Below are 22,874 nucleotides of genomic sequence, written 5' to 3'. Positions count from 1 at the left end.
AGAGGCTTCGTGAGCACCTTCAAGGCCCCCAAGGGCACGTACGACCTGATCCCGCCGGACTCCGCGAAGTACCTGGCGGTGCGCGAGGCGATCGCCGCCCCGCTGCGCAACTCCGGCTACGGCTACATCGAGACCCCCGGCTTCGAGAGCGTCGAGCTGTTCGCCCGCGGTGTAGGCGAGTCCACCGACATCGTGACCAAGGAGATGTACGCCTTCGAGACCAAGGGCGGCGACAGGCTGGCGCTGCGCCCCGAGGGCACCGCCTCCGTGCTGCGCGCCGCCCTGGAGGCCAACCTCCACAAGGCGGGCAACCTGCCGGTCAAGCTCTGGTACTCCGGCTCCTACTACCGCTACGAGCGCCCGCAGAAGGGCCGCTACCGCCACTTCTCCCAGGTCGGCGCGGAGGCGATCGGCGCCGAGGACCCGGCGCTCGACGCCGAGCTGATCGTCCTGGCGGACCAGGCGTACCGCTCGCTGGGCCTGAGGAACTTCCGCATCCTGCTCAACAGCCTGGGCGACAAGGAGTGCCGCCCGGTCTACCGGGCCGCGCTCCAGGACTTCCTGCGCGGCCTGGACCTGGATGAGGACACCCGCCGCCGCGTCGACATCAACCCGCTGCGGGTCCTCGACGACAAGCGGGAGTCCGTCCAGAAGCAGCTGACCGGCGCCCCGCTGCTGCGCGACTACCTGTGCGACGCCTGCAAGACGTACCACGAGGAGGTGCGGTCCCTGCTGGTGGCCCAGGGCGTGGCCTTCGAGGACGACCCCAAGCTGGTCCGCGGCCTGGACTACTACACGCGCACCACCTTCGAGTTCGTCCACGACGGCCTGGGCTCGCAGTCCGCGGTGGGCGGCGGCGGCCGCTACGACGGCCTGTCGGAGATGATCGGCGGCCCCGCGCTGCCCTCGGTGGGCTGGGCCCTGGGCGTGGACCGTACGGTCCTGGCCCTGGAGGCGGAGGGCGTCGAGCTCCAGCTTCCCGCCACCACCAGCGTGTTCGCGGTCCCGCTCGGCGAGGAGGCGCGCCGGGTGCTGTTCGCCAAGATCACCGAGCTGCGCAAGGTGGGCATCGCGGCGGACTTCTCCTACGGCAACAAGGGCCTCAAGGGCGCCATGAAGAACGCCAACCGCAGCGGCGCCCGCTACACCCTCGTCGCCGGCGAGCGCGACCTCGCCGAGGGTGTCGTCCAGCTCAAGGACATGGAGTCCGGCGAGCAGACGGCGATCGGCGTGAACGAGATCGTGGCGGAGCTGGAGTCACGGCTCGGCTGAGGAGACGCACGGTGAGCCCGGCGGCACACGGCCGCCAGGCTCACCACCGTCGCACCGGCGCGCTTCGCCTGCCGGGGCACCGACGTCAACCCCGCGGGTGCCGATTCGTCCTGCCAGGCGATTTCGAACGTTCGGGGACGCCTGTGCGTACTTCCTTATGTCCAACGAACGGTGGAGACACCGGCGCGTACGGCACAATGGCCGTGCCCGAAGAAGGTCCACCTCTCCAGTGACGGAATCGGCGTGATGAGCAAGACGACAGTGAGGGACGTCTCCACGGACCCCGCGACGGACCGCGCGGTGGCCGGACCGCGGACGGTGGGCGGCAGCCGGGCCTTCGCGCTGCTGCTGGTGATCACCGGCGCGGCCGGGCTGCTCGCCGCGTGGGTCATCACGATCGACAAGCAGAAGATCCTCGAAGGCAAGCTGAGCGGCAAGACCTTCACCCCCAGCTGCAGCCTCAACCCGATCGTGTCCTGCGGCAGCGTCATGGAGAGCAAGCAGGCCGCCGTGTTCGGGTTCCCCAACCCGCTGCTCGGCCTGGTCTGCTACGGCATCGTGATCTGCGTCGGCATGAGCCTGCTGGCCCGCGCCACCTTCCCGCGCTGGTACTGGCTGACGTTCAACTTCGGCACGCTGTTCGGGGTGTGCTTCGTCACCTGGCTGCAGTTCGAGTCGCTGTACCGGATCAACGCGCTGTGCCTGTGGTGCTCGCTGGCCTGGGTCGCCACGCTCACCATGTTCTGGTACGTGACCTCGTTCAACATCCGCAACGACTTCCTGCCCGCGCCGCGTGCCGTGAAGAACTTCCTCGGCGAGTTCACCTGGGTGCTCCCGGTCACCCACAGCGGCGTCATCGCCATGCTGATCCTGACCCGCTGGGGCAGCAGCCTCTGGGCCTGACCGGCAGGGCCCACCACCCGGCCCCGACGGCGTTGTCAGTGCGGTGCCATAGGGTTTCAGCGTGGAGCCCGACCTGTTCACCGCCGCAGCAGAAGAACGTCAGGAGAAGGACCCGGCCGCCAGCCCCCTCGCGGTCCGGATGCGCCCGCGCACCCTCGACGAGGTGGTGGGCCAGCAGCACCTGCTCAAGCCCGGCTCGCCGCTGCGCCGGCTGGTCGGCGAGGGCGCGACCGGACCGGCGGGGCCCTCCTCGGTGATCCTGTGGGGCCCTCCCGGCACCGGCAAGACCACGCTGGCGTACGTCGTCTCCAAGGCCACCAACAAGCGCTTCGTGGAGCTGTCGGCGATCACCGCGGGCGTCAAGGAGGTCCGCGCGGTCATCGACGGCGCCCGCCGCGCCTCCGGCGGGTACGGCCAGGAGACCGTCCTCTTCCTCGACGAGATCCACCGCTTCAGCAAGGCCCAGCAGGACTCCCTGCTCCCGGCGGTGGAGAACCGCTGGGTGACCCTGATCGCCGCCACCACGGAGAACCCGTACTTCTCGGTGATCTCCCCGCTGCTGTCCCGCTCCCTGCTGCTCACCCTCGAACCGCTCACGGACGAGGACATCCGCGGCCTGCTGCGCCGCGCGCTCACCGACGAGCGGGGCCTGAAGGACACCGTCACCCTCCCCGCGGACACGGAGGACCACCTGCTGCGCATCGCCGGCGGTGACGCCCGACGGGCCCTGACCGCCCTGGAGGCCGCCGCGGGCGCCGCCCTGGACAAGGGCGAGAGCGAGATCGGCCTGACCACGCTGGAGGAGACCGTCGACCGGGCCGCGGTGAAGTACGACCGCGACGGCGACCAGCACTACGACGTGGCCAGCGCCCTGATCAAGTCCATCCGCGGCTCCGACGTCGACGCCGCGCTGCACTACCTGGCTCGGATGATCGAGGCCGGCGAAGACCCGCGGTTCATCGCGCGCCGCCTGATGATCTCCGCCAGCGAGGACATCGGCCTCGCCGATCCGAACGCGCTGCCGATCGCGGTGGCCGCCGCCCAGGCCGTCGCGATGATCGGCTTCCCCGAGGCCGCGCTCACCCTCAGCCACGCCACCGTCGCCCTGGCCCTCGCGCCCAAGTCGAACTCCGCGACCACCGCGATCGGCGCCGCCCTGGACGACGTACGCAAGGGACTGGCCGGACCGGTCCCGGCGCATCTGCGCGACAGCCACTACAAGGGCGCGACCAAGCTCGGGCACGGCAAGGACTACGTCTACCCGCACGACCTGCCCGAGGGCATCGCCGCCCAGCAGTACGCCCCCGAGGCCCTGAAGGACCGCGAGTACTACTCCCCGAGCAGACACGGCGCCGAGGCGCGCTACGCCGACGCGGTGGAATGGACGCGCAAGCACCTCGGTCGAAAGCGCACCTGAACGCCCTGTAGACTGACCCGAAGTGCTGAGTTCCGCGCAGTCAGAGCGGGACACCCAGCCGGAGACCCGGTCCCGGGCCAGCCCCGGGGAGCGGACTCCAGGAGCGTCGCGCACCGATGAACGGTGTCGCGGGCAGCCCACCACCACCCAGAGCCCTGGGAGCGGGAGGTGGGCCACTCGCGTGCTGCACGTATGTGCCCAGACCAGGGGAGCGGCTGCCCTCCAGGTCCCGAGCGGACCCGGTGGGATTCCCCGGCTGCGGATGCGACCTCCCTCAACCCTGACAAGCCGGAACACTACGAAAAGAGACGAAAGACAGTGGCGAACCAGTCCCGCCCCAAGGTCAAGAAGTCGCGTGCCCTCGGCATCGCCCTGACCCCGAAGGCCGTCAAGTACTTCGAGGCCCGCCCCTACCCGCCGGGTGAGCACGGCCGCGGCCGCAAGCAGAACTCGGACTACAAGGTCCGTCTGCTGGAGAAGCAGCGTCTGCGTGCGCAGTACGACGTGTCCGAGCGCCAGCTCGTCCGCGCCTACGAGCGTGCCTCCAAGGTCCAGGGCAAGACCGGTGAGGCCCTGATCGTCGAGCTCGAGCGCCGCCTCGACGCGCTGGTCCTGCGTTCGGGCATCGCCCGCACGATCTACCAGGCCCGCCAGATGGTCGTCCACGGCCACATCCAGGTCAACGGCCAGAAGGTCGACAAGCCGTCCTTCCGTGTCCGTCCCGACGACGTGGTCCAGGTCCGCGACCGCTCCAAGGACAAGACGCTCTTCCAGATCGCCCGTGAGGGCGGCTTCGCCCCCGAGGGCGAGACCCCGCGCTACCTGCAGGTGAACCTCAAGGCCCTGGCGTTCCGCCTGGACCGCGAGCCGAACCGCAAGGAGATCCCGGTGGTCTGCGACGAGCAGCTCGTCGTCGAGTACTACGCCCGCTGATCACCAGCCGGACGTAGCACCAGCGGCTCGGCTCAGCCCGCCGTCTCCCCGCCCTTCCGGGTGGGCGAGGCGGCGGGCTGACGCATGTCCGCCCTCCCGTGGACCTCCGGCCCGCGCTGAGCCGGCAACGCCGCCGGCGACGGCGCACCAGTTCGCCGCAGTGCCCGGGAGACGGCTTCCTCCCGGCCCAGCGCCGCCCCCTGCCGCACGCACTCCTCGTACCGCTCGTCGCCCAGCCGGTCCCGGGCCGTCGCCTCGCACAGCTCGTGCGGGGCGTTGTAGTACACCGACCCGAACAGCCGCAGCCCCACCGACGGCCACATCCCGCCCGCCGCGCCCTGGAGCACCGCCGCCTCCGCCGCGGCGCCCTCGGTCACGGTCACCAGCGCCAGCAGCTCCACCGCCAGCACCGACCCCAGCAGGTCACGGAAGCCGTGCGCGCTGCCCAGACAGTCCACGAGCAGCTCCCGGGCCTCCGCCAGGTTCCCCTCCCGCCAGGCCGCGAACGCCAGGACGTACAGTGCGTAGGCGCGGGTCCAGCGCTCCCCGTGGTCCTCGCAGACCCGGCGCACGTCCTCGCACAGCCGCACCGCGTCCGGCAGATCCCCCTGGAACGCCCGGGTCATCGCCAGCTCCACCTGGCCCATCAGCACGGCGCTGTTGAGCTCGCCGAGCTCCCGGTAGCGCTGGAGCGCCGAGCGCAGCAGCGTCTCCGCGCGCTCCATGTCGTCCGAGACCAGCGCCAGACAGCCGGTGCGGTGCTCCGTGTACGCCAGTGCCCGCGCGCTCGCGGAACGTTCGGCCGTCCGGCGGCACTCCTCCAGCGCGGCCAGCGCCGGCACCGTGTCGCCCTGGAGGATCGCCACATAGGCGAGCACCCACAGCGCCTTGAGCCGGGACTGCTCGTGGGAGCCGTGCAGCTCGACGGCGCGCGCCAGCCAGTGCCGGCCCTCTGCCGGCCGCCCGCACCCCGCCCAGCAGAACCACAGGCTGCCCGCCAGGTACTGGCCCAGATGCGCCTCGTCCGGGCCGGTCATGCAGTACTCCAGGGCCTCGCGCAGATTCGGCAGCTCGGCCTCGATCCGGGCGGCCACCTCGGACTGCCGGGGCGAGAACCACTCCAGCTCGCACCAGGTGGCCAGGCCGACGTACCAGTCGCGGTGCCGCCGGCGCAGCCGGTCCGTGTCCCCGGCCGCCGCCAGCCAGTCGGCACCGTAGGCGCGGACGGTGTCGAGCATCCGGTAGCGCACGCCGGCCGGTGTCTCCTCTCGGCTCAGCACCGACTGCGCGAGCAGCTCGGTCAGCAGGTCCAGGACGTCCTCGGCGGGCAGCCCGCCGCCGCTGCACACGTACTCGGCGGCCTCCAGGTCGAACGGCCCGGCGAACACCGACAGCCGCGCCCACAGCAGCCGCTCCCCGGGCGCGCACAGCTCGTGGCTCCAGCCGATCGTCGTGCGCAGGGTCCGATGCCGGGGCAGGGCGTCCGGGCCGCCGCCGGTCAGCAGCCGGAACCGGTCCTGAAGCCGTTCCAGGAGCCGGGCGGGCGACAGCGCCCGCAGCCGCCCCGCGGCCAGCTCGACGGCCAGCGGGATCCCGTCCAGACGCCGGCACACCTCCCGTACCGCCGGATCCCCGGCGGCGACCGTCACGCCCTGCTGCGCGGCCCGTGCGGCCAGCAGCAAGGCCGCGTCCTCCTCGGCCAGCGGCGCCAGCGGGAACAGCCGCTCACCGGCCACGCCCAGCGGCCTGCGTCCCACGGCGAGCACCGTCAGGTCCGGTGCCCGCCGCAGCAGCTCGGCCACCAGCTCGGCGCACGCGTCCGCCAGATGCTCGAAGCCGTCCAGGACCAGCAGCAGCCGGCGCCGGGCGAGATGGCCGAGCAGGGTCTCGCGGGGCGGCCGTGTCGTGTGGTCGGTGAGGCCCAGCGCCTCCACGACGGCGTGATCGACGAACCGCGGATCCCTCAGCGCCGCCAGCTCCACCCGCCACACCCCGTCCGCGGGCGCCGCGCGCGCCGCCGCGCGCGCCGCGAGCCGCGACTTGCCCACCCCGCCCACGCCCGTCACCGTCACCAGCCGCGCGGTGCCGAGCGCCCGCGCCAGGGCGCCGAGTTCGGCCGAGCGGCCCACGAACGCGTCGAGCTCCACGGGCAGATTGCCCACCGGGCCGCGCCCCGGTCCGTCCGTGCCGTCCCCTTCGGGCGGGGAGCCCGGCGTGGAATCCTGCATGCCGTCTCGCATGGAACACGGAGCGTACTGAAGCGTATTCAGTCCGTACAACCGCTTCTCCCGGCGCCGCCGCGCACAAGCGCTAATCCGGTACGGAGCCCCACCCCCGGCGCGATAGGCTCGGGGCACGACTTTCTCGATGTTCAGGCTCGTTGTTCAGACGCGTTTCAGGGAGCGGGTGCGCACAGTGTCCGGTGGAGAGGTGGCCGGGATCCTGGTGGCCGTGTTCTGGGCGATCCTGGTCTCCTTCCTCGCGGTCGCGCTGGCGAGGCTGGCCCAGACGCTCAGGGCGACCGCCAAGCTCGTGGCGGACGTGACCGACCAGGCCGTTCCGCTGCTGGCCGACGCCTCCCGGGCGGTGCGCTCCGCACAGACCCAGATCGACCGCGTCGACGCGATCGCCTCCGACGTCCAGGAGGTCACCTCGAACGCGTCCGCGCTGTCGACCACCGTCGCCTCCACCTTCGGCGGCCCGCTGGTCAAGGTCGCGGCCTTCGGCTACGGCGTGCGCCGGGCGCTGGGCGGCCGCAAGGAGGACGTGCCCGCCAGGACGTCGAGGCGTACCGTGATCGTGGGCCGCACCGTCCCGGCCGCGCGGCGGGGGAAGCGGAACAACCGGGAGAAGTAAGGACTAGCGATGTTCCGCCGTACGTTCTGGTTCACCACCGGTGTCGCCGCCGGTGTGTGGGCGACCACCAAGGTCAACCGCAAGCTGAGGCAGCTGACCCCCGAGAGCGTCGCCGCGACCGCGGCGAACAAGGCGCTCGAGGCGGGTCACCGGCTCAAGGACCGCGCCGTGGGCTTCGCGCTCGACGTCCGCGACAACATGGCCCAGCGGGAGGCCGAACTCGGCGAGGCGCTCGGCATCGACGCGCCCGTCGGACCCGAACTCCCCGTACCCCGGCGGCACGCCGCCATCGAGAACCACGACAGCCCGAAGTACGTCGACGGCTCGACGTACCCGACGTACTCGTACAACCGGAATGAGGACCACTGATGGAGTCGGCTGAGATCCGCCGCCGCTGGCTGAGCTTCTTCGAGGAGCGCGGGCACACCGTCGTCCCTTCGGCGTCGCTCATCGCGGACGACCCGACTCTGCTCCTCGTCCCGGCCGGCATGGTGCCCTTCAAGCCCTACTTCCTGGGTGAGGTCAAGCCGCCCTACCCGCGCGCCACCAGCGTGCAGAAGTGCGTGCGCACGCCCGACATCGAAGAGGTCGGCAAGACCACCCGGCACGGCACGTTCTTCCAGATGTGCGGCAACTTCTCCTTCGGCGACTACTTCAAGGAAGGCGCCATCAAGCTCGCCTGGGAGCTGCTCACCGGCTCCCAGGACGAGGGCGGTTACGGCCTCGACCCCGAGCGCCTGTGGGTCACCGTCTACCTGGACGACGACGAGGCCGAGCGCATCTGGCACGAGGTCGTCGGCGTGCCCAAGGAGCGCATCCAGCGCCTGGGCATGAAGGAGAACTACTGGTCCATGGGCGTGCCCGGCCCGTGCGGCCCCTCCTCCGAGATCAACTACGACCGCGGCCCGGAGTTCGGCGTCGAGGGCGGCCCCGCCGTCAACGACGAGCGGTACGTGGAGATCTGGAACCTCGTCTTCATGCAGTACGAGCGCGGCGAGGGCACCGGCAAGGAGAACTTCGAGATCCTCGGGGAGCTGCCGAACAAGAACATCGACACGGGCCTCGGCCTGGAGCGGCTCGCCATGATTCTGCAGGGCGTGCAGAACATGTACGAGATCGACACCTCCATGGCCGTCATCGACAAGGCCACCGAGCTGACCGGCGTCCGCTACGGCGACGCCCACGACTCGGACGTCTCCCTGCGTGTCGTGACCGACCACATGCGCACCGCCACCATGCTCATCGGTGACGGTGTCACCCCCGGCAACGAGGGCCGCGGCTATGTGCTGCGCCGCATCATGCGCCGCGCCATCCGCAACATGCGCCTGCTCGGCGCCACCGGCCCGGTCGTCAAGGACCTCCTCGACACCGTGATCGAGATGATGGGCCAGCAGTACCCCGAGCTGGTCACCGACCGCGAGCGCATCGAGAAGGTGGCCATCGCCGAGGAGAACGCCTTCCTGAAGACGCTGAAGGCCGGCACCAACATCCTCGACACCGCCGTCACCGAGACCAAGCAGGCCGGCGGCACCGTCCTCTCCGGCGACAAGGCCTTCCTGCTCCACGACACCTGGGGCTTCCCGATCGACCTCACCCTGGAGATGGCCGCCGAGCAGGGCCTCTCCGTGGACGAGGAGGGCTTCCGCCGCCTGATGAAGGAGCAGCGGGAGCGCGCCAAGGCCGACGCCCAGGCCAAGAAGACCGGCCACGCCGACATGGGCGCCTACCGCGAGATCGCCGACACCGCCGGCGAGACCGACTTCATCGGCTACACCGACACCGAGGGCGAGTCCACGATCGTCGGCATCCTCGTCGACGGCGTCTCCTCCCCGGCCGCCACCGAGGGCGACGAGGTCGAGGTCGTCCTGGACCGCACCCCGTTCTACGCCGAGGGCGGCGGCCAGATCGGCGACACCGGCCGGATCAAGGTCGACTCCGGTGCCGTGATCGAGGTCCGCGACTGCCAGAAGCCGGTGCCGGGCGTGTACGTCCACAAGGGCGTCGTCCAGGTCGGCGAGGTCACCGTCGGCGCCAAGGCCCACGCCTCGATCGACACCCGGCGCCGCAAGGCCATCGCCCGCGCCCACTCGGCCACCCACCTCACCCACCAGGCCCTGCGCGACGCCCTCGGTCCGACGGCCGCCCAGGCCGGTTCGGAGAACCAGCCCGGCCGCTTCCGCTTCGACTTCGGCTCGCCGTCCGCCGTACCGACGGCCGTGATGACCGACGTCGAGCAGAAGATCAACGAGGTGCTCGCCCGCGACCTCGACGTCAGCGCCGAGGTCATGGGCATCGACGAGGCCAGGAAGCAGGGCGCCATCGCCGAGTTCGGCGAGAAGTACGGCGAGCGGGTCCGCGTGGTGACCATCGGCGACTTCTCCAAGGAGCTGTGCGGCGGCACGCACGTGCACAACACCGCCCAGCTGGGCCTGGTGAAGCTGCTCGGCGAGTCCTCCATCGGTTCCGGTGTGCGCCGTATCGAGGCCCTGGTGGGCGTGGACGCCTACAACTTCCTCGCCCGTGAGCACACGGTCGTCGCCCAGCTCCAGGAGCTGATCAAGGGCCGCCCGGAGGAGCTTCCGGAGAAGGTCTCCTCGATGCTCGGCAAGCTGAAGGACGCCGAGAAGGAGATCGAGAAGTTCCGCGCCGAGAAGGTCCTCCAGGCCGCCGCCGGTCTCGCCGAGTCCGCCAGGGACGTGCGGGGCGTGGCCGTGGTCACCGGCCAGGTGCCCGACGGCACGACCCCCGACGACCTGCGCAAGCTGGTCCTCGACGTGCGCGGCCGCATCCAGGGCGGCCGGGCCGCGGTCGTCGCCCTCTTCACGGTCGGCAACGGCAAGCCGCTGACGGTCATCGCCACCAACGAGGCCGCCCGCGAGCGCGGCCTGAAGGCCGGTGACCTGGTCCGCACCGCCGCCAAGACCCTCGGCGGCGGCGGTGGCGGCAAGCCGGACGTCGCCCAGGGCGGCGGCCAGAACCCGGCCGCCGTCGGCGAGGCCGTGGACGCCGTCGAGCGGCTCGTCGCCGAAACCGCCAAGTAAGGAAACGGTCGGAAATGCGCAGAGGCCGCCGGCTCGCGATCGACGTCGGGGACGCCCGGATCGGGGTCGCCTCGTGCGACCCCGACGGGATCCTCGCCACCCCGGTGGAGACTGTCCCCGGCCGGGACGTCCCGGCGGCCCACCGCCGCCTGCGGCAGCTCGTCGAGGAGTACGAGCCGATCGAGGTGGTCGTCGGCCTTCCCCGCTCCCTCAAGGGGGGCGAGGGCCCGGCCGCGGTCAAGGTCCGCGCCTTCGCGGGCGAGCTGGCCAAGGGGATCGCCCCGGTGCCGGTGCGCCTGGTGGACGAGCGGATGACCACCGTGACGGCCGGTCAGGGCCTGCGGGCCTCCGGGGTGAAGTCCAGGAAGGGACGCTCCGTGATCGACCAGGCCGCCGCGGTGATCATTCTGCAGCAGGCCCTGGAATCCGAACGGGTGTCAGGCAATGCACCCGGCGAGGGCGTCGAAGTGGTCATCTGATCGCGATACGGTAACGTTCCGCGCGATGCGCCGGTGTTCGAACAGCCGGCGCACAGCAAGAGGTGGAACGGTGGCCGGACGAAAGGCCGCATGGCCGCCGCCTCGCGGCTCTAGGGGATCGATGACTGAGTATGGCCGGGGCCCAGGCTCCGAACCGTGGCATCCGGAGGACCCGTTGTACGGGGACGGCGGATGGGGAGGACAGCAGGGCCACACCGGTCCGCAGTCCCCCTACGGCGGCCGGCATCACCATCCGCAGCAGCCGCACTACGGAGAGTGGGGCCAGGAGCAGCAGGCGGGCTACGACGGACAGCACCAGCAGTACGACGGGCAGGGCGCCCAGCAGTCCCCGCACTACGGTCAGCAGGGCCACCAGCAGTACGACCAGCAGTACGGACCCCACGCCCAGGACCAGCAGCAGTACCAGCAGCAGCACCAGGGCGGCTGGGACGGCACCGGAGCCCAGCCGCAGATGCCGTACGCCGCCGGCCCGGGGGACCCGTACGCGCAGCAGGCCATGTCCTACGGCGCCGAGCAGCCCGACCTCTACGGCACTCCGGATGCCTATCCGCCGCCGGAGCCGCCGAACCGCAGGGCCCCCGAACCCGAACAGCGACCCGACTGGGATCCGGAACCCGGCCCCGGCCAGGAGGACCACGCCTTCTTCGCGGGCGGCGGCGAGGACGAGGACGACCCCGACGGCGACGACCCGAACGAGGGCAGGGGCCGCGGCGACCGCAAGGGGCGGGGCGGCAAGGGGAAGGGCACGGGCGGCAAGAAGCGCCGCAACGGATGCGCCTGCCTGGTCGTCGCGCTGGTGCTCAGCGGCGGCGTGGCCGGTGCCGGGTACTACGGGTACCAGTTCTACCAAAATCGTTTCGGCCCGGCGCCGGACTACACGGGCAACGGCACCGACGAGACCGTGACCGTCGAGATCAAGCCGGGCTTCGGGGGTTATGACATCGGGCGCGAGCTGAAGAAGGCGGGCGTCGTCAAGAGCGTCGACGCCTTCGTGGCGGCCCAGTCGGACAACCCCAAGGGCAAGCAGATCCAGGCGGGCGCCTACCAGCTCAAGAAGCAGATGTCGGCGGCGAGCGCCGTGGCGCTGATGCTGGATCCCCGCAGCCAGAGCAATGTCCTTGTCAAACCGGGCGAACGCAACGCCCAGGTGTACGAGGCGATCGACAAACAGCTCGACCTGGCGGACGGCACCACCAAGAAGATCGCCACGAAGCAGTACAAGTCCCTCGGCCTGCCCGGCTGGGCGAACAACAGCAGCCAGATCATGGATCCGCTGGAGGGCTTCCTCTACCCGGGCACCTATCCCGCGGCCAAGGGCATGAAGCCCGAAACGGTCCTGCGGAACATGGTCAAGCAGGCCGACCAGGCCTACAACCGCTACGACCTGGCCGCGAAGGCCAAGGACCTCGGCCTCTCCAACCCGCTGGAGCTGGTCACGGTCGCGAGCCTCGTCCAGGCCGAGGGCAAGACCCACGACGACTTCCGCATGATGGCCGAGGTCGTCTACAACCGCCTCAAGCCGACGAACACCCAGACCAACCAGCTGCTGCAGTTCGACTCGACCTTCAACTACCTGAAGGGCGAGAGCAACATCCACATCAGCGAAAAAGAGATCAACAGCAACCAGAGCCCGTACAACACCTACACCCACAAGGGCCTGCCGCCCGGACCGATCGGAAACCCCGGCGACGACGCACTGAAGGCGGCGCTGAACCCGACCGACGAGGGCTGGATCTACTTCGTGGCGACCGACGGCATGAACAAGACCGAGTTCGCCAAGACGTACGCCGAATTCCTGAAGCTCAAGGACAAGTTCGATGCCAGCTCGGGCAACTGACGCCCGCCGGGCCGCCGTGCTCGGTTCGCCCATCGCCCACTCCCTCTCCCCGGTGCTGCACCGCGCGGCCTACGAGGAGCTGGGGCTCGCCGGCTGGTCGTACGACCGGTTCGAGATCGACGAGGAAGCACTGCCCGCCTTCTTCGACGGGCTCGGGCCCGAGTGGGCGGGGCTGTCGCTGACCATGCCGCTCAAGCGGGCCGTCATCCCGCTGCTCGACGAGATCAGCGACACGGCGGCCTCCGTCGAGGCGGTCAACACGGTCGTCTGCACCGAGGACGGCCGGCGCACCGGGGACAACACCGACATTCCCGGCATGGTCGCCGCCCTGCGCGAGCACGGCATCGAGCAGGTCGAGTCGGCGGTGATCCTCGGCGCCGGCGCCACCGCGTCCTCCGCGCTGGCCGCACTCGCACGCGTCTGCACCGGCGAGGTCGTCGCCTATGTGCGCAGCGAGGCCCGCGCGGCCGAGATGCGCCAGTGGGGCGAGCGACTGGGAGTGGAGGTCCGTACCGCGCACTGGTCGGACGCCGAGCACGCCCTGCGCGCCCCCCTGGTGATCGCCACCACCCCGGCCGGTACGACCGACGCGCTCGCCACGGCCGTACCCGAGCGGCCCGCCACCCTCTTCGACGTCCTGTACGACCCCTGGCCGACCGCCCTCGCGTCCCGCTGGTCCATGGCCGGCGGCGCCGTCGTCAGCGGTCTCGACCTGCTGGTCCACCAGGCGGTCCTCCAGGTGGAACAGATGACGGGGCGTGCTCCGGCCCCGCTGGACGCCATGCGCCGGGCGGGTGAGAAGGCGCTCGCGGAACGCTGACCTCCCGCCGCCGGCGGCCGGCCGGCGGCGCGGACCGGCCACCGCTTGCGCCGTCGGCGCCGTCCGCCGCCCGTCCGCCTGCTGGACCGGCGGCCGGTCCCGGAGCCCGGACGTGGGAGGATCGTAGGTGGCGGGCCCGGGCCGCGCACCCGGTCGCGCCGTCGCAGTTCCAGGCGCGAGCATGAGGAGCACCGTTGAGCAGGTTGCGTTGGCTGACCGCGGGGGAGTCCCACGGACCCGCACTCGTGGCGACGCTGGAGGGCCTTCCCGCCGGCGTGCCGATCACCACGGAGATGGTGGCGGACCACCTCGCACGGCGGCGCCTGGGCTATGGACGCGGCGCCCGGATGAAGTTCGAGCGCGACGAGGTCACCTTCCTCGGCGGCGTCCGGCACGGCCTCACCCTCGGCTCGCCGGTGGCGATCATGGTCGGCAACACCGAGTGGCCGAAGTGGGAGAAGGTCATGGCCGCCGACCCCGTCGACCCGGCGGAGCTGGCCGAGCTCGCGCGCAACGCCCCGCTGACCCGCCCCCGCCCCGGCCACGCCGACCTGGCGGGCATGCAGAAGTACGGCTTCGACGAGGCACGGCCGGTCCTGGAGCGGGCCTCCGCCCGGGAGACCGCCGCCCGGGTCGCGCTGGGCGCGGTGGCCCGGTCCTATCTGAAGGAGACGGCCGGCATCGAGATCGTCAGCCACGTCGCCGAGCTGGCGGCGGCCAAGGCGCCGTACGGCGTGTACCCGACCCCGGCGGACGTCGAGAAGCTGGACGCGGACCCCGTGCGCTGCCTGGACGCGGACGCGTCGAAGGCGATGGTCGCCGAGATCGACCAGGCCCACAAGGACGGCGACACCCTCGGCGGTGTGGTCGAGGTGCTGGCCTACGGCGTGCCGGTGGGCCTCGGCTCGCACGTGCACTGGGACCGGCGGCTGGACGCACGGCTCGCGGCGGCGCTCATGGGCATCCAGGCGATCAAGGGCGTCGAGGTCGGCGACGGCTTCGACCTCGCGCGCGTCCCGGGCTCCAAGGCCCACGACGAGATCCTCACCACCGCCGACGGCATCAAGCGCGCCACGGGCCGCTCCGGCGGCACCGAGGGCGGGCTGACCACCGGTGAGCTGCTGCGGGTGCGGGCCGCGATGAAGCCGATCGCGACCGTGCCGCGGGCGCTGCAGACCGTCGACGTCGCCACCGGCGAGCCGGCCCAGGCCCACCACCAGCGCTCCGACGTGTGCGCGGTGCCGGCGGCCGGCATCGTCGCCGAGGCGATGGTCGCCCTGGTCCTGGCGGACGCGGTGGCGGAGAAGTTCGGCGGCGACAGCGTGGCCGAGACCCGCCGCAATGTCCGGTCGTACCTCGACAACCTGTCCATCCGATGAGCGGGACGCCGGTCGTCGTCCTGGTGGGCCCGATGGGCGTGGGCAAGTCCACCGTCGGGCATCTGCTGGCCGGCCGTCTCGGGCTCGGCTACCGGGACACCGACGACGACATCGTGACCGAGCAGGGCCGCACCATCGCCGAGATCTTCGTCGACGACGGCGAGCCCGCCTTCCGGGCGATCGAGAAGCAGACGGTACGCCGGGCGCTGGCCGAGCACGACGGTGTGCTGGCGCTGGGCGGCGGCGCGATCCTCGACCCGGACACGCGCGCGCTGCTGGCCGGAGTGCGCGTGGTCTACCTGTCGATGGACGTGGAGGAGGCCGTCAGGCGCACCGGGCTGAACGCGGCCCGCCCGCTGCTCGCGGTCAACCCGCGCAAGCAGTGGCGCGAGCTGATGGAGGCCCGCCGGCATCTGTACGAGGAGGTCGCCGCGGCCGTGGTGCCCACCGACGGCCGTACGCCCGAGGAAGTCACGCAAGCCGTCCTGGACGCAGTGGAGTTGAAGCAGGCATGAGCGAGGCAGTCACCCGGATCCACGTCGGCGGTACCGCGGGCACCGAGCCCTACGACGTCCTGGTGGGACGTCAACTCCTGGGCGAACTGGCCGGTCTGATCGGGGAGAGGTCCCACCCGTCGCCCACCACCACCCTCGAACGAGGCGCTTCGCGCCGCAGTGGTGTTCAAAGGGTCGCCGTGATCCACCCCGAGGCGCTCGCCGAGACCGGTGACGCGCTCCGCGCCGACCTGGCCGAGCAGGGCTTCGAGGCCGTGGCCGTCCAGGTGCCCAACGCGGAGGAGGCCAAGACCGCCGAGGTCGCCGCCTACTGCTGGAAGGCGCTCGGCCAGTCCGGGTTCACCCGCTCCGACGTCATCGTGGGCGTCGGCGGAGGCGCCACCACCGACCTCGCGGGCTTCGTGGCCGCCACCTGGCTGCGCGGAGTGCGCTGGATCGCCATCCCGACCACCGTGCTCGCCATGGTCGACGCGGCCGTCGGCGGCAAGACCGGCATCAACACCGCCGAGGGCAAGAACCTCGTCGGCGCCTTCCACCCGCCCGCGGGCGTGCTGTGCGACCTGGCCGCGCTGGACTCCCTCCCGGTCAACGACTACGTGTCCGGCCTGGCCGAGGTCATCAAGGCCGGCTTCATCGCCGACCCGGTGATCCTGGACCTCGTCGAGTCGGACCCCGAGGCCGCCCGCACCCCGGCCGGCCCGCACACCGCCGAGCTGATCGAGCGCTCCATCCGGGTGAAGGCCGACGTCGTGTCGAGCGACCTGAAGGAATCCGGTCTGCGCGAGATCCTCAACTACGGCCACACGCTCGGACACGCCATCGAGAAGAACGAGCGGTACAAGTGGCGGCACGGCGCCGCGGTGTCGGTGGGCATGCACTTCGCCGCCGAACTCGGCCGTCTGGCGGGCCGGTTGGACGACGCGACGGCGGACCGCCACCGTACGGTCCTCGAATCCGTGGGCCTGCCCCTGCACTACCGCTACGACCAGTGGCCCAAGCTGCTGGAGACGATGAAGGTCGACAAGAAGTCGCGCGGCGACCTGCTGCGCTTCATCGTCCTCGACGGCCTCGCCAAGCCCACCGTCCTGGAGGGCCCGGACCCGGCCGTGCTGCTCGCCGCCTACGGCGAGGTGGGGCAGTAAGTCCCCCGAAGGGCGGTCCGTCCGATACGCCGTGGGTCGGCGGGCACTTCGGGCCGTCCCCGGCCGTTCACCAAACGGCGGCCGGGAACGGTACCGTTCGGTAGGGAAGCGGGAACGGGCCCGCTGCCAGCGCCCATTGCCTTGTACGAGACGGAGTGGCACCGGATGCAGCACGCAGTGGGTCCGCCGCTGCCGCCGCCCCACCAGCCGGGGCACGGACCGGCCGCGGGCTGGCCGCCGGCCGCGCACCACCCGGGTCCGCACCCCGGTGCGCACCACCCGGGCCCGCACCAGGGCTCGGCCCCCGTTCCCTCGCCGCCCCCGGCACCGGGGCGTCCCGGAGCGCCGACGGCACCGCAGCCACCGGTTCCGCACGCGCCACCGGTGCAGGCCCCGCCGCCTCCACCGGACGCCACCGGCCACGTCCGGCTGCCGCCCGGCGGCCCGGTCGCCTTCCCGGCCGCACCGCCCGCCCACGCCGTGCCCGACCCGACCACCACCACCCTCGCGGTGCTGCTGATCGGACCCGCCGGCGCCGGCAAGACGAGCGTCGCCAAGCACTGGGCCGAGCACCGCCGGGTCCCCACCGCGCACATCAGCCTCGACGACGTCCGCGAATGGGTCCGCTCCGGCTTCGCCAACCCGCAGTCCGGGTGGAACGACAACTCCGAGGCGCAGTACCGCCTCGCCCGCCGGACCTGTGGCTTCGCCGCGCGCAACTTCCTCGCCAACGGCATCTCCTGCATCCTCGACGACGCCGTGTTCCCCGACCGCCCGGTCGTCGGCCTCGGTGGCTGGAAACGGCACGTCGGACCCGGCCTGCTCCCGGTCGTCCTGCTCCCCGGCCTGGACGTCGTCCTCGAGCGCAACGCCGAGCGCACCGGCAACCGCCGCCTCACCGACGAGGAGGTCGCCCGCATCCACGGCCGCATGGCCGGCTGGTACGGCTCCGGCCTCCCCATCATCGACAACTCCCAACTCGACATCCCGACCACCGCCCACCTTCTGGACGAGGTCCTGGCCAGAGCCATAGCCAGCCCCCCGACCTGGTAAGAGAGCCGCCGTAGCTGCGGCAGCTCAGCGACAGAGCCGCGGGCAGTCGTGCTCCCCCCAGTGCTCAACGCCCGAGTGGTACCCCCAGGCGGCACGGGTGGGCGCTGGGGGTACCACCCCCTCCGGGGGAGGCATCCCTCCGGCGAGGGCGAGCGCCCCCGCCCCCCGGCGCACCCGTCGGGCACCCCGTACGACTCGGCCCACCGGCGAAGAATCCGCACCCACCGCCGGGGGCAGACCCACTCGGCCCCTCCCGAACGGCAATATCCGGCCACGACTCTTACGCTCGGTTCATGTCAGAGGTGTACGCGGCCCGCCGAACCCGGCTACGGGAGCGCTGCAACGCGGGCGGCAGCGCGGCGGCGCTGGTGACTCGACCCGCCAACGTGCGGTACCTCGCGGGCGCGGCCCCGCACGGTGCCGTCCTGCTCCTCGGAAAGCGCGAGGACCTTCTGGTGTGCCAGAGCCCACCTGACGACCGGCCCCACGAAGGGCGTCCCGACGAGGCGCTGGGGGTCCAGGTCCTGCCCCAGCCCGGCGGCGACCCGGCCGTCGCCGCCGCCGGCCTCGCCGAGTCCCAGGGCGCCGACTCGCTCGCCGTGGAGGAGCACCACCTCACCGTGGCCCGCCACCGGGCCCTCACCTCGGTGGCCCCCCGGACCCGCCTCGCCGACCTGGGCAGCGCGGTGGAGCAGCTGAGAGTCGTCAAGGACGAGGAGGAGATCTCGTGTCTGAGAATCGGCGCGGAGATCGCCGACCAGGCCCTCGGTGAACTGCTGGAGTCCATCCTCGTGGGCCGCACGGAGCGGCATCTGGCGCTGGAGCTGGAGCGGCGGCTGGTCGACCACGGCGCCGACGGCCCCGCCTTCCCGACGTCCGTGGCCACCGGTCCGAACGCGGGCCGCCGCGGCCACCGCCCCACGGACCGCCGGGTGGAGGAGGGCGACTTCCTCTCCGTGTGCCTGGGCGCGGCCTACCGGGGCTACCGCTGCGAGATCGGCCGTACGTTCGTGATCGGCACCTCCCCGGCGGACTGGCAGATCCAGCTGTACGACCTGGTCTTCGCCGCTCAGCGGGCCGGCCGGGAGGCGCTGGCGCCCGGCGCCGCCTACCGGGACGTGGACCGCGCGGCACGTCAGGTCCTGGACTCCGCCGGGTACGCGGAGGGCCTGCAGCCGCTCACCGGACACGGTGTCGGACTCGAAATCGACGAGGACCCGCAGTTGGCCCCCGCGGCCATGGGTAAACTGGACGCTTGCGTGCCGGTCACCGTCGAACCGGGGGTCCACCTCCCGGGCCGGGGCGGTGTCCGGATCGATGACACGCTCGTCGTACGCCCCGAGGCGGACGGCGGACCCGAGCTACTCACCATCACGACCAAGGAGCTGCTCGCGCTGTAGCGACCCCAGGGAAGTGCAGGCACGTCGCACCCGCACCTCCCCGGCGCCGCTCGGCGCGTGCCCCGGGGTCGTCCACGTAAGTCCAGGAGATTGAAGCAACCGTGGCTTCCACGAACGACCTCAAGAACGGCATGGTGCTCAAGCTCGAAGGCGGCCAGCTGTGGTCCGTCGTCGAGTTCCAGCACGTCAAGCCCGGTAAGGGCCCGGCCTTCGTGCGCACCAAGCTCAAGAACGTGCTCTCCGGCAAGGTCGTCGACAAGACCTTCAACGCCGGTGTCAAGGTCGAGACGGCCACCGTCGACAAGCGCGACATGCAGTTCTCCTACATGGACGGCGAGTACTTCGTCTTCATGGACATGGAGACCTACGACCAGCTGCACATCGACCGCAAGGCCGTCGGTGACGCCGCCAACTTCCTGGTCGAGGGCTTCACCGCCACCGTCGCGCAGCACGAGGGCGAGGTGCTCTTCGTCGAGCTGCCGGCCGCCGTCGAGCTGACCATCGCCGAGACCGAGCCCGGCCTCCAGGGCGACCGCTCCACCGGCGGCACCAAGCCCGCCACGCTGGAGACCGGCCACCAGATCCAGGTCCCGCTCTTCATCACCACCGGTGAGAAGATCAAGGTCGACACGCGCTCGAGCGACTACCTTGGCCGGGTGACCAGCTAACCGTGGCTGCCCGCAACACGGCCCGCAAGCGTGCCTTCCAGATCCTCTTCGAGGGCGACCAGCGCGGCGCCGACGTCCTGACGGTCCTCGCGGACTGGATCCGGCACGCCCGCAGCGACACCCGGCAGCCTCCGGTGAGCGAGTACACGATGCAGCTGGTCGAGGGCTACGCCCAGCACGCGACGCGCATCGACGAGCTGATCGCGCAGTACGCGGTCGGCTGGACGCTGGACCGCATGCCGGTCGTCGACCGCAACATCCTGCGGCTCGGCGCCTACGAGCTGATCTGGGTCGACGAGACCCCGGACGCCGTCGTGCTGGACGAGATGGTGCAGCTGGCGAAGGAGTTCTCCACGGACGAGTCGCCCTCGTTCGTCAACGGTCTGCTCGGCCGGCTGAAGGACCTCAAGCCCTCGCTGCGCCGCGACGCGAGCAGCGAGGCGTAGCCGAGAACGAGCGCGACACGCGCAGACACGCCGGAGGGCCCGCAGCGACACCGCTGCGGGCCCTCCGGCGTGTGCGTGCCCCTCCAGTCCACCTGGGCCCCTTCAGGCCCGCAGAACGGCGCCGGGGTGGCCGGAACGGTGTTGTTCCGGCCACCCCGGCGGCACGTTTCTGCTGAAGTCCCTGAGGCCTGCCGAGGCAGGTTGGGGCTCAGCCCTCCTCGTGGGACGCGACCGCGCGGCGGGCGTCCGCGTCCAGCACACCCCAGCTGATCAGCTGCTCGGTGAGGACGGAGGGCGACTGGTCGTAGATGACGGCGAGTGTGCGCAGGTCGTCCTGACGGATCGAGAGCACCTTGCCGTTGTAGTCACCGCGCTGCGACTGGATCGTGGCGGCGTACCGCTGGAGCGGGCCTGCCTTCTCGGCCGGCACCGTGGCCAGCCGCTCCAGGTCCAGGACCAGCTTCGGCGGGGGCTCGGCGGCGCCTCCCGGGGTGGTGCCCGGCAGCAGCTCCTGCACGGGGACCCCGTAGAAATCCGCCAGTTCGGCGAGGCGCTGCACGGTCACGGCACGGTCGCCGCGCTCGTACGAGCCGACCACGACCGCCTTCCAGCGTCCCTGGCTCTTCTCCTCGACACCGTGGAGGGAAAGGCCCTGCTGGGTGCGGATCGCCCGGAGCTTGGCCCCGAGCTGTTTGGCGTATTCGCTGGACATATGGCTCCCCGGACACTGTGTCGACGCGGCCGGCAGTGGTTCCGTCCGCGCGGCTGGTAACTCACTGTGAGGTTACGCAGCGTTACTCTGCCGCGTCAAGCCGAATGGTCCGCCCCGCCTCTTCCGTGGTAACGGCAGCCGGTTACGCCGAAGGGGTGACAAACGGGTGACAAGAGGGACGGTGCGGGGTGACCGGGGGCGCGACCGGAGCGGCCCGCGGCACCTGCTACCGTTGATGGCGCAAATCCGACGTCCTTTAAGGTCCGTCCCGTGAGGCGGAGAAGGAGGTCCGTTTCGTATGGACAAGCAGGACTCGCACGCGAACCCGCAGGCGTCCGCCGCGCGGCCCGTGCTCGAAGGCCCCGACATCGCGCGGGTGCTGACCCGCATCGCCCACGAGATCGTCGAGCGCGCCAAGGGCGCCGACGACGTGGTGCTCCTCGGCATCCCCACCCGGGGCGTCTTCCTCGCCCAGCGGCTCGCCGCCAAGCTGGAGCAGATCACCGAGCGCAAGGTTCCCTGCGGCTCGCTCGACATCACCATGTACCGCGACGACCTGCGCATGCAGCCGCCGCGTGCGCTGGCCCGCACGGAGATCCCCGGTGACGGCATCGACGGCAAGCTGGTCGTCCTCGTCGACGACGTGCTCTTCTCCGGCCGCACCATCCGCGCCGCCCTCGACGCCCTGAACGACATCGGGCGCCCCCGCGCCGTGCAGCTCGCCGTCCTCGTCGACCGGGGCCACCGCGAGCTGCCCATCCGCGCCGACTACGTCGGCAAGAACCTCCCCACGTCGCTGCGGGAGACGGTCAAGGTCCACCTCGCCGAGGAGGACGGCCGCGACACCGTGCTGCTCGGCGCCCAGCCGACCGCCCAGGGCCGTCAGCAGCACTAGCGCACGCGCGCGTGCGGCCCGCCGTACGCCCCTGCGCGCAGGCTCGCCGCGCCCTCGCCTGCCCGGAATCTCCCTTTCCTGAACTGCCTTACGGAGCCTGACAGATGCAGCGTCATCTCATCTCGGCCGCCGACCTCACCCGCGACGACGCCGTCCTGATCCTCGACACCGCCGAGGAGATGGCCCGGGTCGCCGACCGGCCGATCAAGAAACTGCCCACCCTGCGCGGCCGCACCGTCGTCAACCTCTTCTTCGAGGACTCCACCCGCACCCGGATCTCCTTCGAGGCCGCCGAGAAGCGCCTGTCCGCGGACGTCATCAACTTCAGCGCCAAGGGATCGTCGGTGTCCAAGGGCGAGTCCCTGAAGGACACCGCCCAGACCCTGGAGGCCATGGGCGTCGACGCGGTGGTTATCCGGCACAGCGCCTCGGGGGCGCCGTACCGCCTGGCCACCTCCGGCTGGATCGACGCCGTCGTCATCAACGCCGGCGACGGCACCCACCAGCACCCCACCCAGGCGCTGCTCGACGCCTTCACCATGCGCCGCCGGCTGATCGGCAGGGACGCCGGACTCGGCCAGGACCTGGACGGCAGGCGGATCACCGTCGTCGGCGACGTCCTGCACAGCCGGGTCGCCCGCTCCAACGTCGACCTGCTGCACACCCTCGGCGCCGAGGTCACCCTCGTCGCCCCGCCCACCCTGCTGCCGGTCGGCGTCGAGACCTGGCCCTGCGAGGTCTCCTACGACCTCGACGCCACCCTGCCCAAGTCGGACGCGGTGATGATGCTCCGCGTCCAGCGCGAGCGCATGAACGCCGCCTTCTTCCCGACCGAGCGCGAGTACTCCCGGCGCTACGGCCTCGACGCCGAGCGCATGGCGAAGATGCCCGAGCACGCCATCGTGATGCACCCCGGACCCATGGTCCGCGGCATGGAGATCACCGCCGAGGTCGCCGACTCCGAGCGCTGCACCGTCGTCGAGCAGGTCGCCAACGGCGTCTCCATCCGGATGGCCGTCCTGTACCTGCTGCTCGGCGGCAACGAGCCCGCCGTCACCCACACCCGGACCACTGAGGAGAAGTAA

21 protein-coding genes are annotated in these 22,874 nt (G+C 71.5%); 19 read left to right on the top strand and 2 right to left on the bottom strand.

Annotated elements, in window-relative coordinates; all coding sequences use genetic code 11:
• Window positions 1-9: 9 nt before the first annotated feature.
• The 4 genes from hisS to rpsD all read left to right on the top strand — a co-directional run bounded on the left by hisS (window position 10) and on the right by rpsD (window position 4,525).
• Window positions 10-1,272, top strand: a complete 1,263-nt coding sequence (gene hisS / locus R2S09_RS03265; RefSeq protein ID WP_316739681.1) for a histidine--tRNA ligase — start codon at window positions 10-12, stop codon at window positions 1,270-1,272.
• 246 nt (window positions 1,273-1,518) lie between these two features.
• Window positions 1,519-2,175 (top strand): vitamin K epoxide reductase family protein, encoded by a 657-nt coding sequence (locus R2S09_RS03260; protein WP_030166458.1) that lies wholly within the window; start codon window positions 1,519-1,521, stop codon window positions 2,173-2,175.
• A 61-nt stretch (window positions 2,176-2,236) separates the two neighbouring features.
• Window positions 2,237-3,592, top strand: coding sequence for a replication-associated recombination protein A (locus R2S09_RS03255; RefSeq protein WP_316739679.1), 1,356 nt, complete (start codon window positions 2,237-2,239; stop codon window positions 3,590-3,592).
• Between the two features lie 318 nt (window positions 3,593-3,910).
• Window positions 3,911-4,525 (top strand): 30S ribosomal protein S4, encoded by a 615-nt coding sequence (gene rpsD, locus R2S09_RS03250; RefSeq protein ID WP_030166464.1) that lies wholly within the window; start codon window positions 3,911-3,913, stop codon window positions 4,523-4,525.
• Between the two features lie 32 nt (window positions 4,526-4,557).
• Here the strand turns inward: rpsD and R2S09_RS03245 are convergent, their stop codons facing one another.
• Entirely contained in the window at window positions 4,558-6,753 is a 2,196-nt protein-coding gene (locus R2S09_RS03245; protein ID WP_316739676.1) for an AAA family ATPase, read from the bottom strand.
• A 178-nt stretch (window positions 6,754-6,931) separates the two neighbouring features.
• Here R2S09_RS03245 and R2S09_RS03240 point away from each other — a divergent pair, with 178 nt between their 5' ends.
• The 13 genes from R2S09_RS03240 to nusB all read left to right on the top strand — a co-directional run bounded on the left by R2S09_RS03240 (window position 6,932) and on the right by nusB (window position 20,182).
• Window positions 6,932-7,381: a DUF948 domain-containing protein gene (locus tag R2S09_RS03240; RefSeq protein ID WP_316739674.1), complete on the top strand. Its 450-nt coding sequence runs from the start codon at window positions 6,932-6,934 to the stop codon at window positions 7,379-7,381.
• A 9-nt stretch (window positions 7,382-7,390) separates the two neighbouring features.
• Entirely contained in the window at window positions 7,391-7,750 is a 360-nt protein-coding gene (locus R2S09_RS03235; RefSeq protein WP_306188526.1) for a hypothetical protein, read from the top strand.
• Complete coding sequence (gene alaS, locus R2S09_RS03230; RefSeq protein ID WP_316739672.1) at window positions 7,750-10,422, top strand: alanine--tRNA ligase; 2,673 nt, start codon at window positions 7,750-7,752, stop codon at window positions 10,420-10,422. The genes R2S09_RS03235 and alaS overlap by 1 nt, the downstream gene beginning before the upstream one ends.
• Window positions 10,423-10,436: 14 nt before the next feature.
• On the top strand, window positions 10,437-10,901 hold the full coding sequence (gene ruvX / locus R2S09_RS03225; protein WP_306188522.1) for a Holliday junction resolvase RuvX: 465 nt from the start codon (window positions 10,437-10,439) through the stop codon (window positions 10,899-10,901).
• A gap of 121 nt (window positions 10,902-11,022) precedes the next feature.
• On the top strand, window positions 11,023-12,759 hold the full coding sequence (gene mltG, locus R2S09_RS03220) for an endolytic transglycosylase MltG (RefSeq protein WP_316739670.1): 1,737 nt from the start codon (window positions 11,023-11,025) through the stop codon (window positions 12,757-12,759).
• Window positions 12,740-13,579 carry a shikimate dehydrogenase gene (locus tag R2S09_RS03215; protein WP_316739668.1) on the top strand — a complete coding sequence of 280 codons (840 nt, stop codon included), beginning with the start codon at window positions 12,740-12,742 and terminating at the stop codon, window positions 13,577-13,579. The genes mltG and R2S09_RS03215 overlap by 20 nt, the downstream gene beginning before the upstream one ends.
• A 194-nt stretch (window positions 13,580-13,773) precedes the next feature.
• Window positions 13,774-14,958, top strand: a complete 1,185-nt coding sequence (gene aroC, locus R2S09_RS03210; RefSeq protein ID WP_306188517.1) for a chorismate synthase — start codon at window positions 13,774-13,776, stop codon at window positions 14,956-14,958.
• Window positions 14,955-15,473, top strand: a complete 519-nt coding sequence (locus tag R2S09_RS03205; protein ID WP_306188515.1) for a shikimate kinase — start codon at window positions 14,955-14,957, stop codon at window positions 15,471-15,473. The genes aroC and R2S09_RS03205 overlap by 4 nt, the downstream gene beginning before the upstream one ends.
• Entirely contained in the window at window positions 15,470-16,615 is a 1,146-nt protein-coding gene (aroB, locus tag R2S09_RS03200) for a 3-dehydroquinate synthase (protein ID WP_316739666.1), read from the top strand. The genes R2S09_RS03205 and aroB overlap by 4 nt, the downstream gene beginning before the upstream one ends.
• A gap of 165 nt (window positions 16,616-16,780) precedes the next feature.
• On the top strand, window positions 16,781-17,668 hold the full coding sequence (locus R2S09_RS03195; protein ID WP_316739665.1) for a Pro-rich N-terminal domain-containing protein: 888 nt from the start codon (window positions 16,781-16,783) through the stop codon (window positions 17,666-17,668).
• Between the two features lie 293 nt (window positions 17,669-17,961).
• Window positions 17,962-19,068 (top strand): aminopeptidase P family protein, encoded by a 1,107-nt coding sequence (locus R2S09_RS03190; RefSeq protein ID WP_316739664.1) that lies wholly within the window; start codon window positions 17,962-17,964, stop codon window positions 19,066-19,068.
• 101 nt (window positions 19,069-19,169) lie between these two features.
• On the top strand, window positions 19,170-19,736 hold the full coding sequence (gene efp / locus R2S09_RS03185) for an elongation factor P (protein WP_030166504.1): 567 nt from the start codon (window positions 19,170-19,172) through the stop codon (window positions 19,734-19,736).
• Window positions 19,737-19,738: 2 nt separating this feature from the next.
• A complete protein-coding gene (gene nusB / locus R2S09_RS03180; protein WP_306188508.1) occupies window positions 19,739-20,182 on the top strand; it encodes a transcription antitermination factor NusB in 444 nt (147 codons plus the stop codon).
• Between the two features lie 208 nt (window positions 20,183-20,390).
• Here the strand turns inward: nusB and bldD are convergent, their stop codons facing one another.
• Window positions 20,391-20,894, bottom strand: a complete 504-nt coding sequence (gene bldD, locus R2S09_RS03175) for a transcriptional regulator BldD (protein WP_030166512.1) — start codon at window positions 20,892-20,894, stop codon at window positions 20,391-20,393.
• 298 nt (window positions 20,895-21,192) lie between these two features.
• Here bldD and pyrR point away from each other — a divergent pair, with 298 nt between their 5' ends.
• Together pyrR and R2S09_RS03165 are read left to right on the top strand one after the other, a co-directional pair.
• A complete protein-coding gene (gene pyrR, locus R2S09_RS03170; RefSeq protein ID WP_306188506.1) occupies window positions 21,193-21,789 on the top strand; it encodes a bifunctional pyr operon transcriptional regulator/uracil phosphoribosyltransferase PyrR in 597 nt (198 codons plus the stop codon).
• Window positions 21,790-21,893: 104 nt separating this feature from the next.
• Window positions 21,894-22,874, top strand: a complete 981-nt coding sequence (locus R2S09_RS03165; RefSeq protein ID WP_306188504.1) for an aspartate carbamoyltransferase catalytic subunit — start codon at window positions 21,894-21,896, stop codon at window positions 22,872-22,874.

Origin of the sequence: Streptomyces sp. MK7 (assembly GCF_032658145.1) — a bacterium.
Classification (GTDB): Bacteria; Actinomycetota; Actinomycetes; order Streptomycetales; family Streptomycetaceae; genus Streptomyces; species Streptomyces spiralis.
This window is presented reverse-complemented; position numbering and strand designations above follow the sequence as displayed.

Bases quoted from the DNA above. Each gene is read 5' to 3' on its own strand.
- R2S09_RS03235 (WP_306188526.1), top strand. From the start codon at position 7,391: ATGTTCCGCCGTACGTTCTGGTTCACCACCGGTGTCGCCGCCGGTGTG.
- R2S09_RS03195 (WP_316739665.1), top strand. From the start codon at position 16,781: ATGCAGCACGCAGTGGGTCCGCCGCTGCCGCCGCCCCACCAGCCGGGG.
- R2S09_RS03260 (WP_030166458.1), top strand. From the start codon at position 1,519: ATGAGCAAGACGACAGTGAGGGACGTCTCCACGGACCCCGCGACGGAC.
- ruvX (WP_306188522.1), top strand. From the start codon at position 10,437: ATGCGCAGAGGCCGCCGGCTCGCGATCGACGTCGGGGACGCCCGGATC.
- R2S09_RS03245 (WP_316739676.1), bottom strand. From the start codon at position 6,753: ATGCAGGATTCCACGCCGGGCTCCCCGCCCGAAGGGGACGGCACGGAC.
- R2S09_RS03215 (WP_316739668.1), top strand. From the start codon at position 12,740: ATGCCAGCTCGGGCAACTGACGCCCGCCGGGCCGCCGTGCTCGGTTCG.
- alaS (WP_316739672.1), top strand. From the start codon at position 7,750: ATGGAGTCGGCTGAGATCCGCCGCCGCTGGCTGAGCTTCTTCGAGGAG.
- bldD (WP_030166512.1), bottom strand. From the start codon at position 20,894: ATGTCCAGCGAATACGCCAAACAGCTCGGGGCCAAGCTCCGGGCGATC.
- R2S09_RS03165 (WP_306188504.1), top strand. From the start codon at position 21,894: ATGCAGCGTCATCTCATCTCGGCCGCCGACCTCACCCGCGACGACGCC.
- aroB (WP_316739666.1), top strand. From the start codon at position 15,470: ATGAGCGAGGCAGTCACCCGGATCCACGTCGGCGGTACCGCGGGCACC.
- R2S09_RS03190 (WP_316739664.1), top strand. From the start codon at position 17,962: ATGTCAGAGGTGTACGCGGCCCGCCGAACCCGGCTACGGGAGCGCTGC.
- pyrR (WP_306188506.1), top strand. From the start codon at position 21,193: ATGGACAAGCAGGACTCGCACGCGAACCCGCAGGCGTCCGCCGCGCGG.
- mltG (WP_316739670.1), top strand. From the start codon at position 11,023: ATGACTGAGTATGGCCGGGGCCCAGGCTCCGAACCGTGGCATCCGGAG.
- R2S09_RS03205 (WP_306188515.1), top strand. From the start codon at position 14,955: ATGAGCGGGACGCCGGTCGTCGTCCTGGTGGGCCCGATGGGCGTGGGC.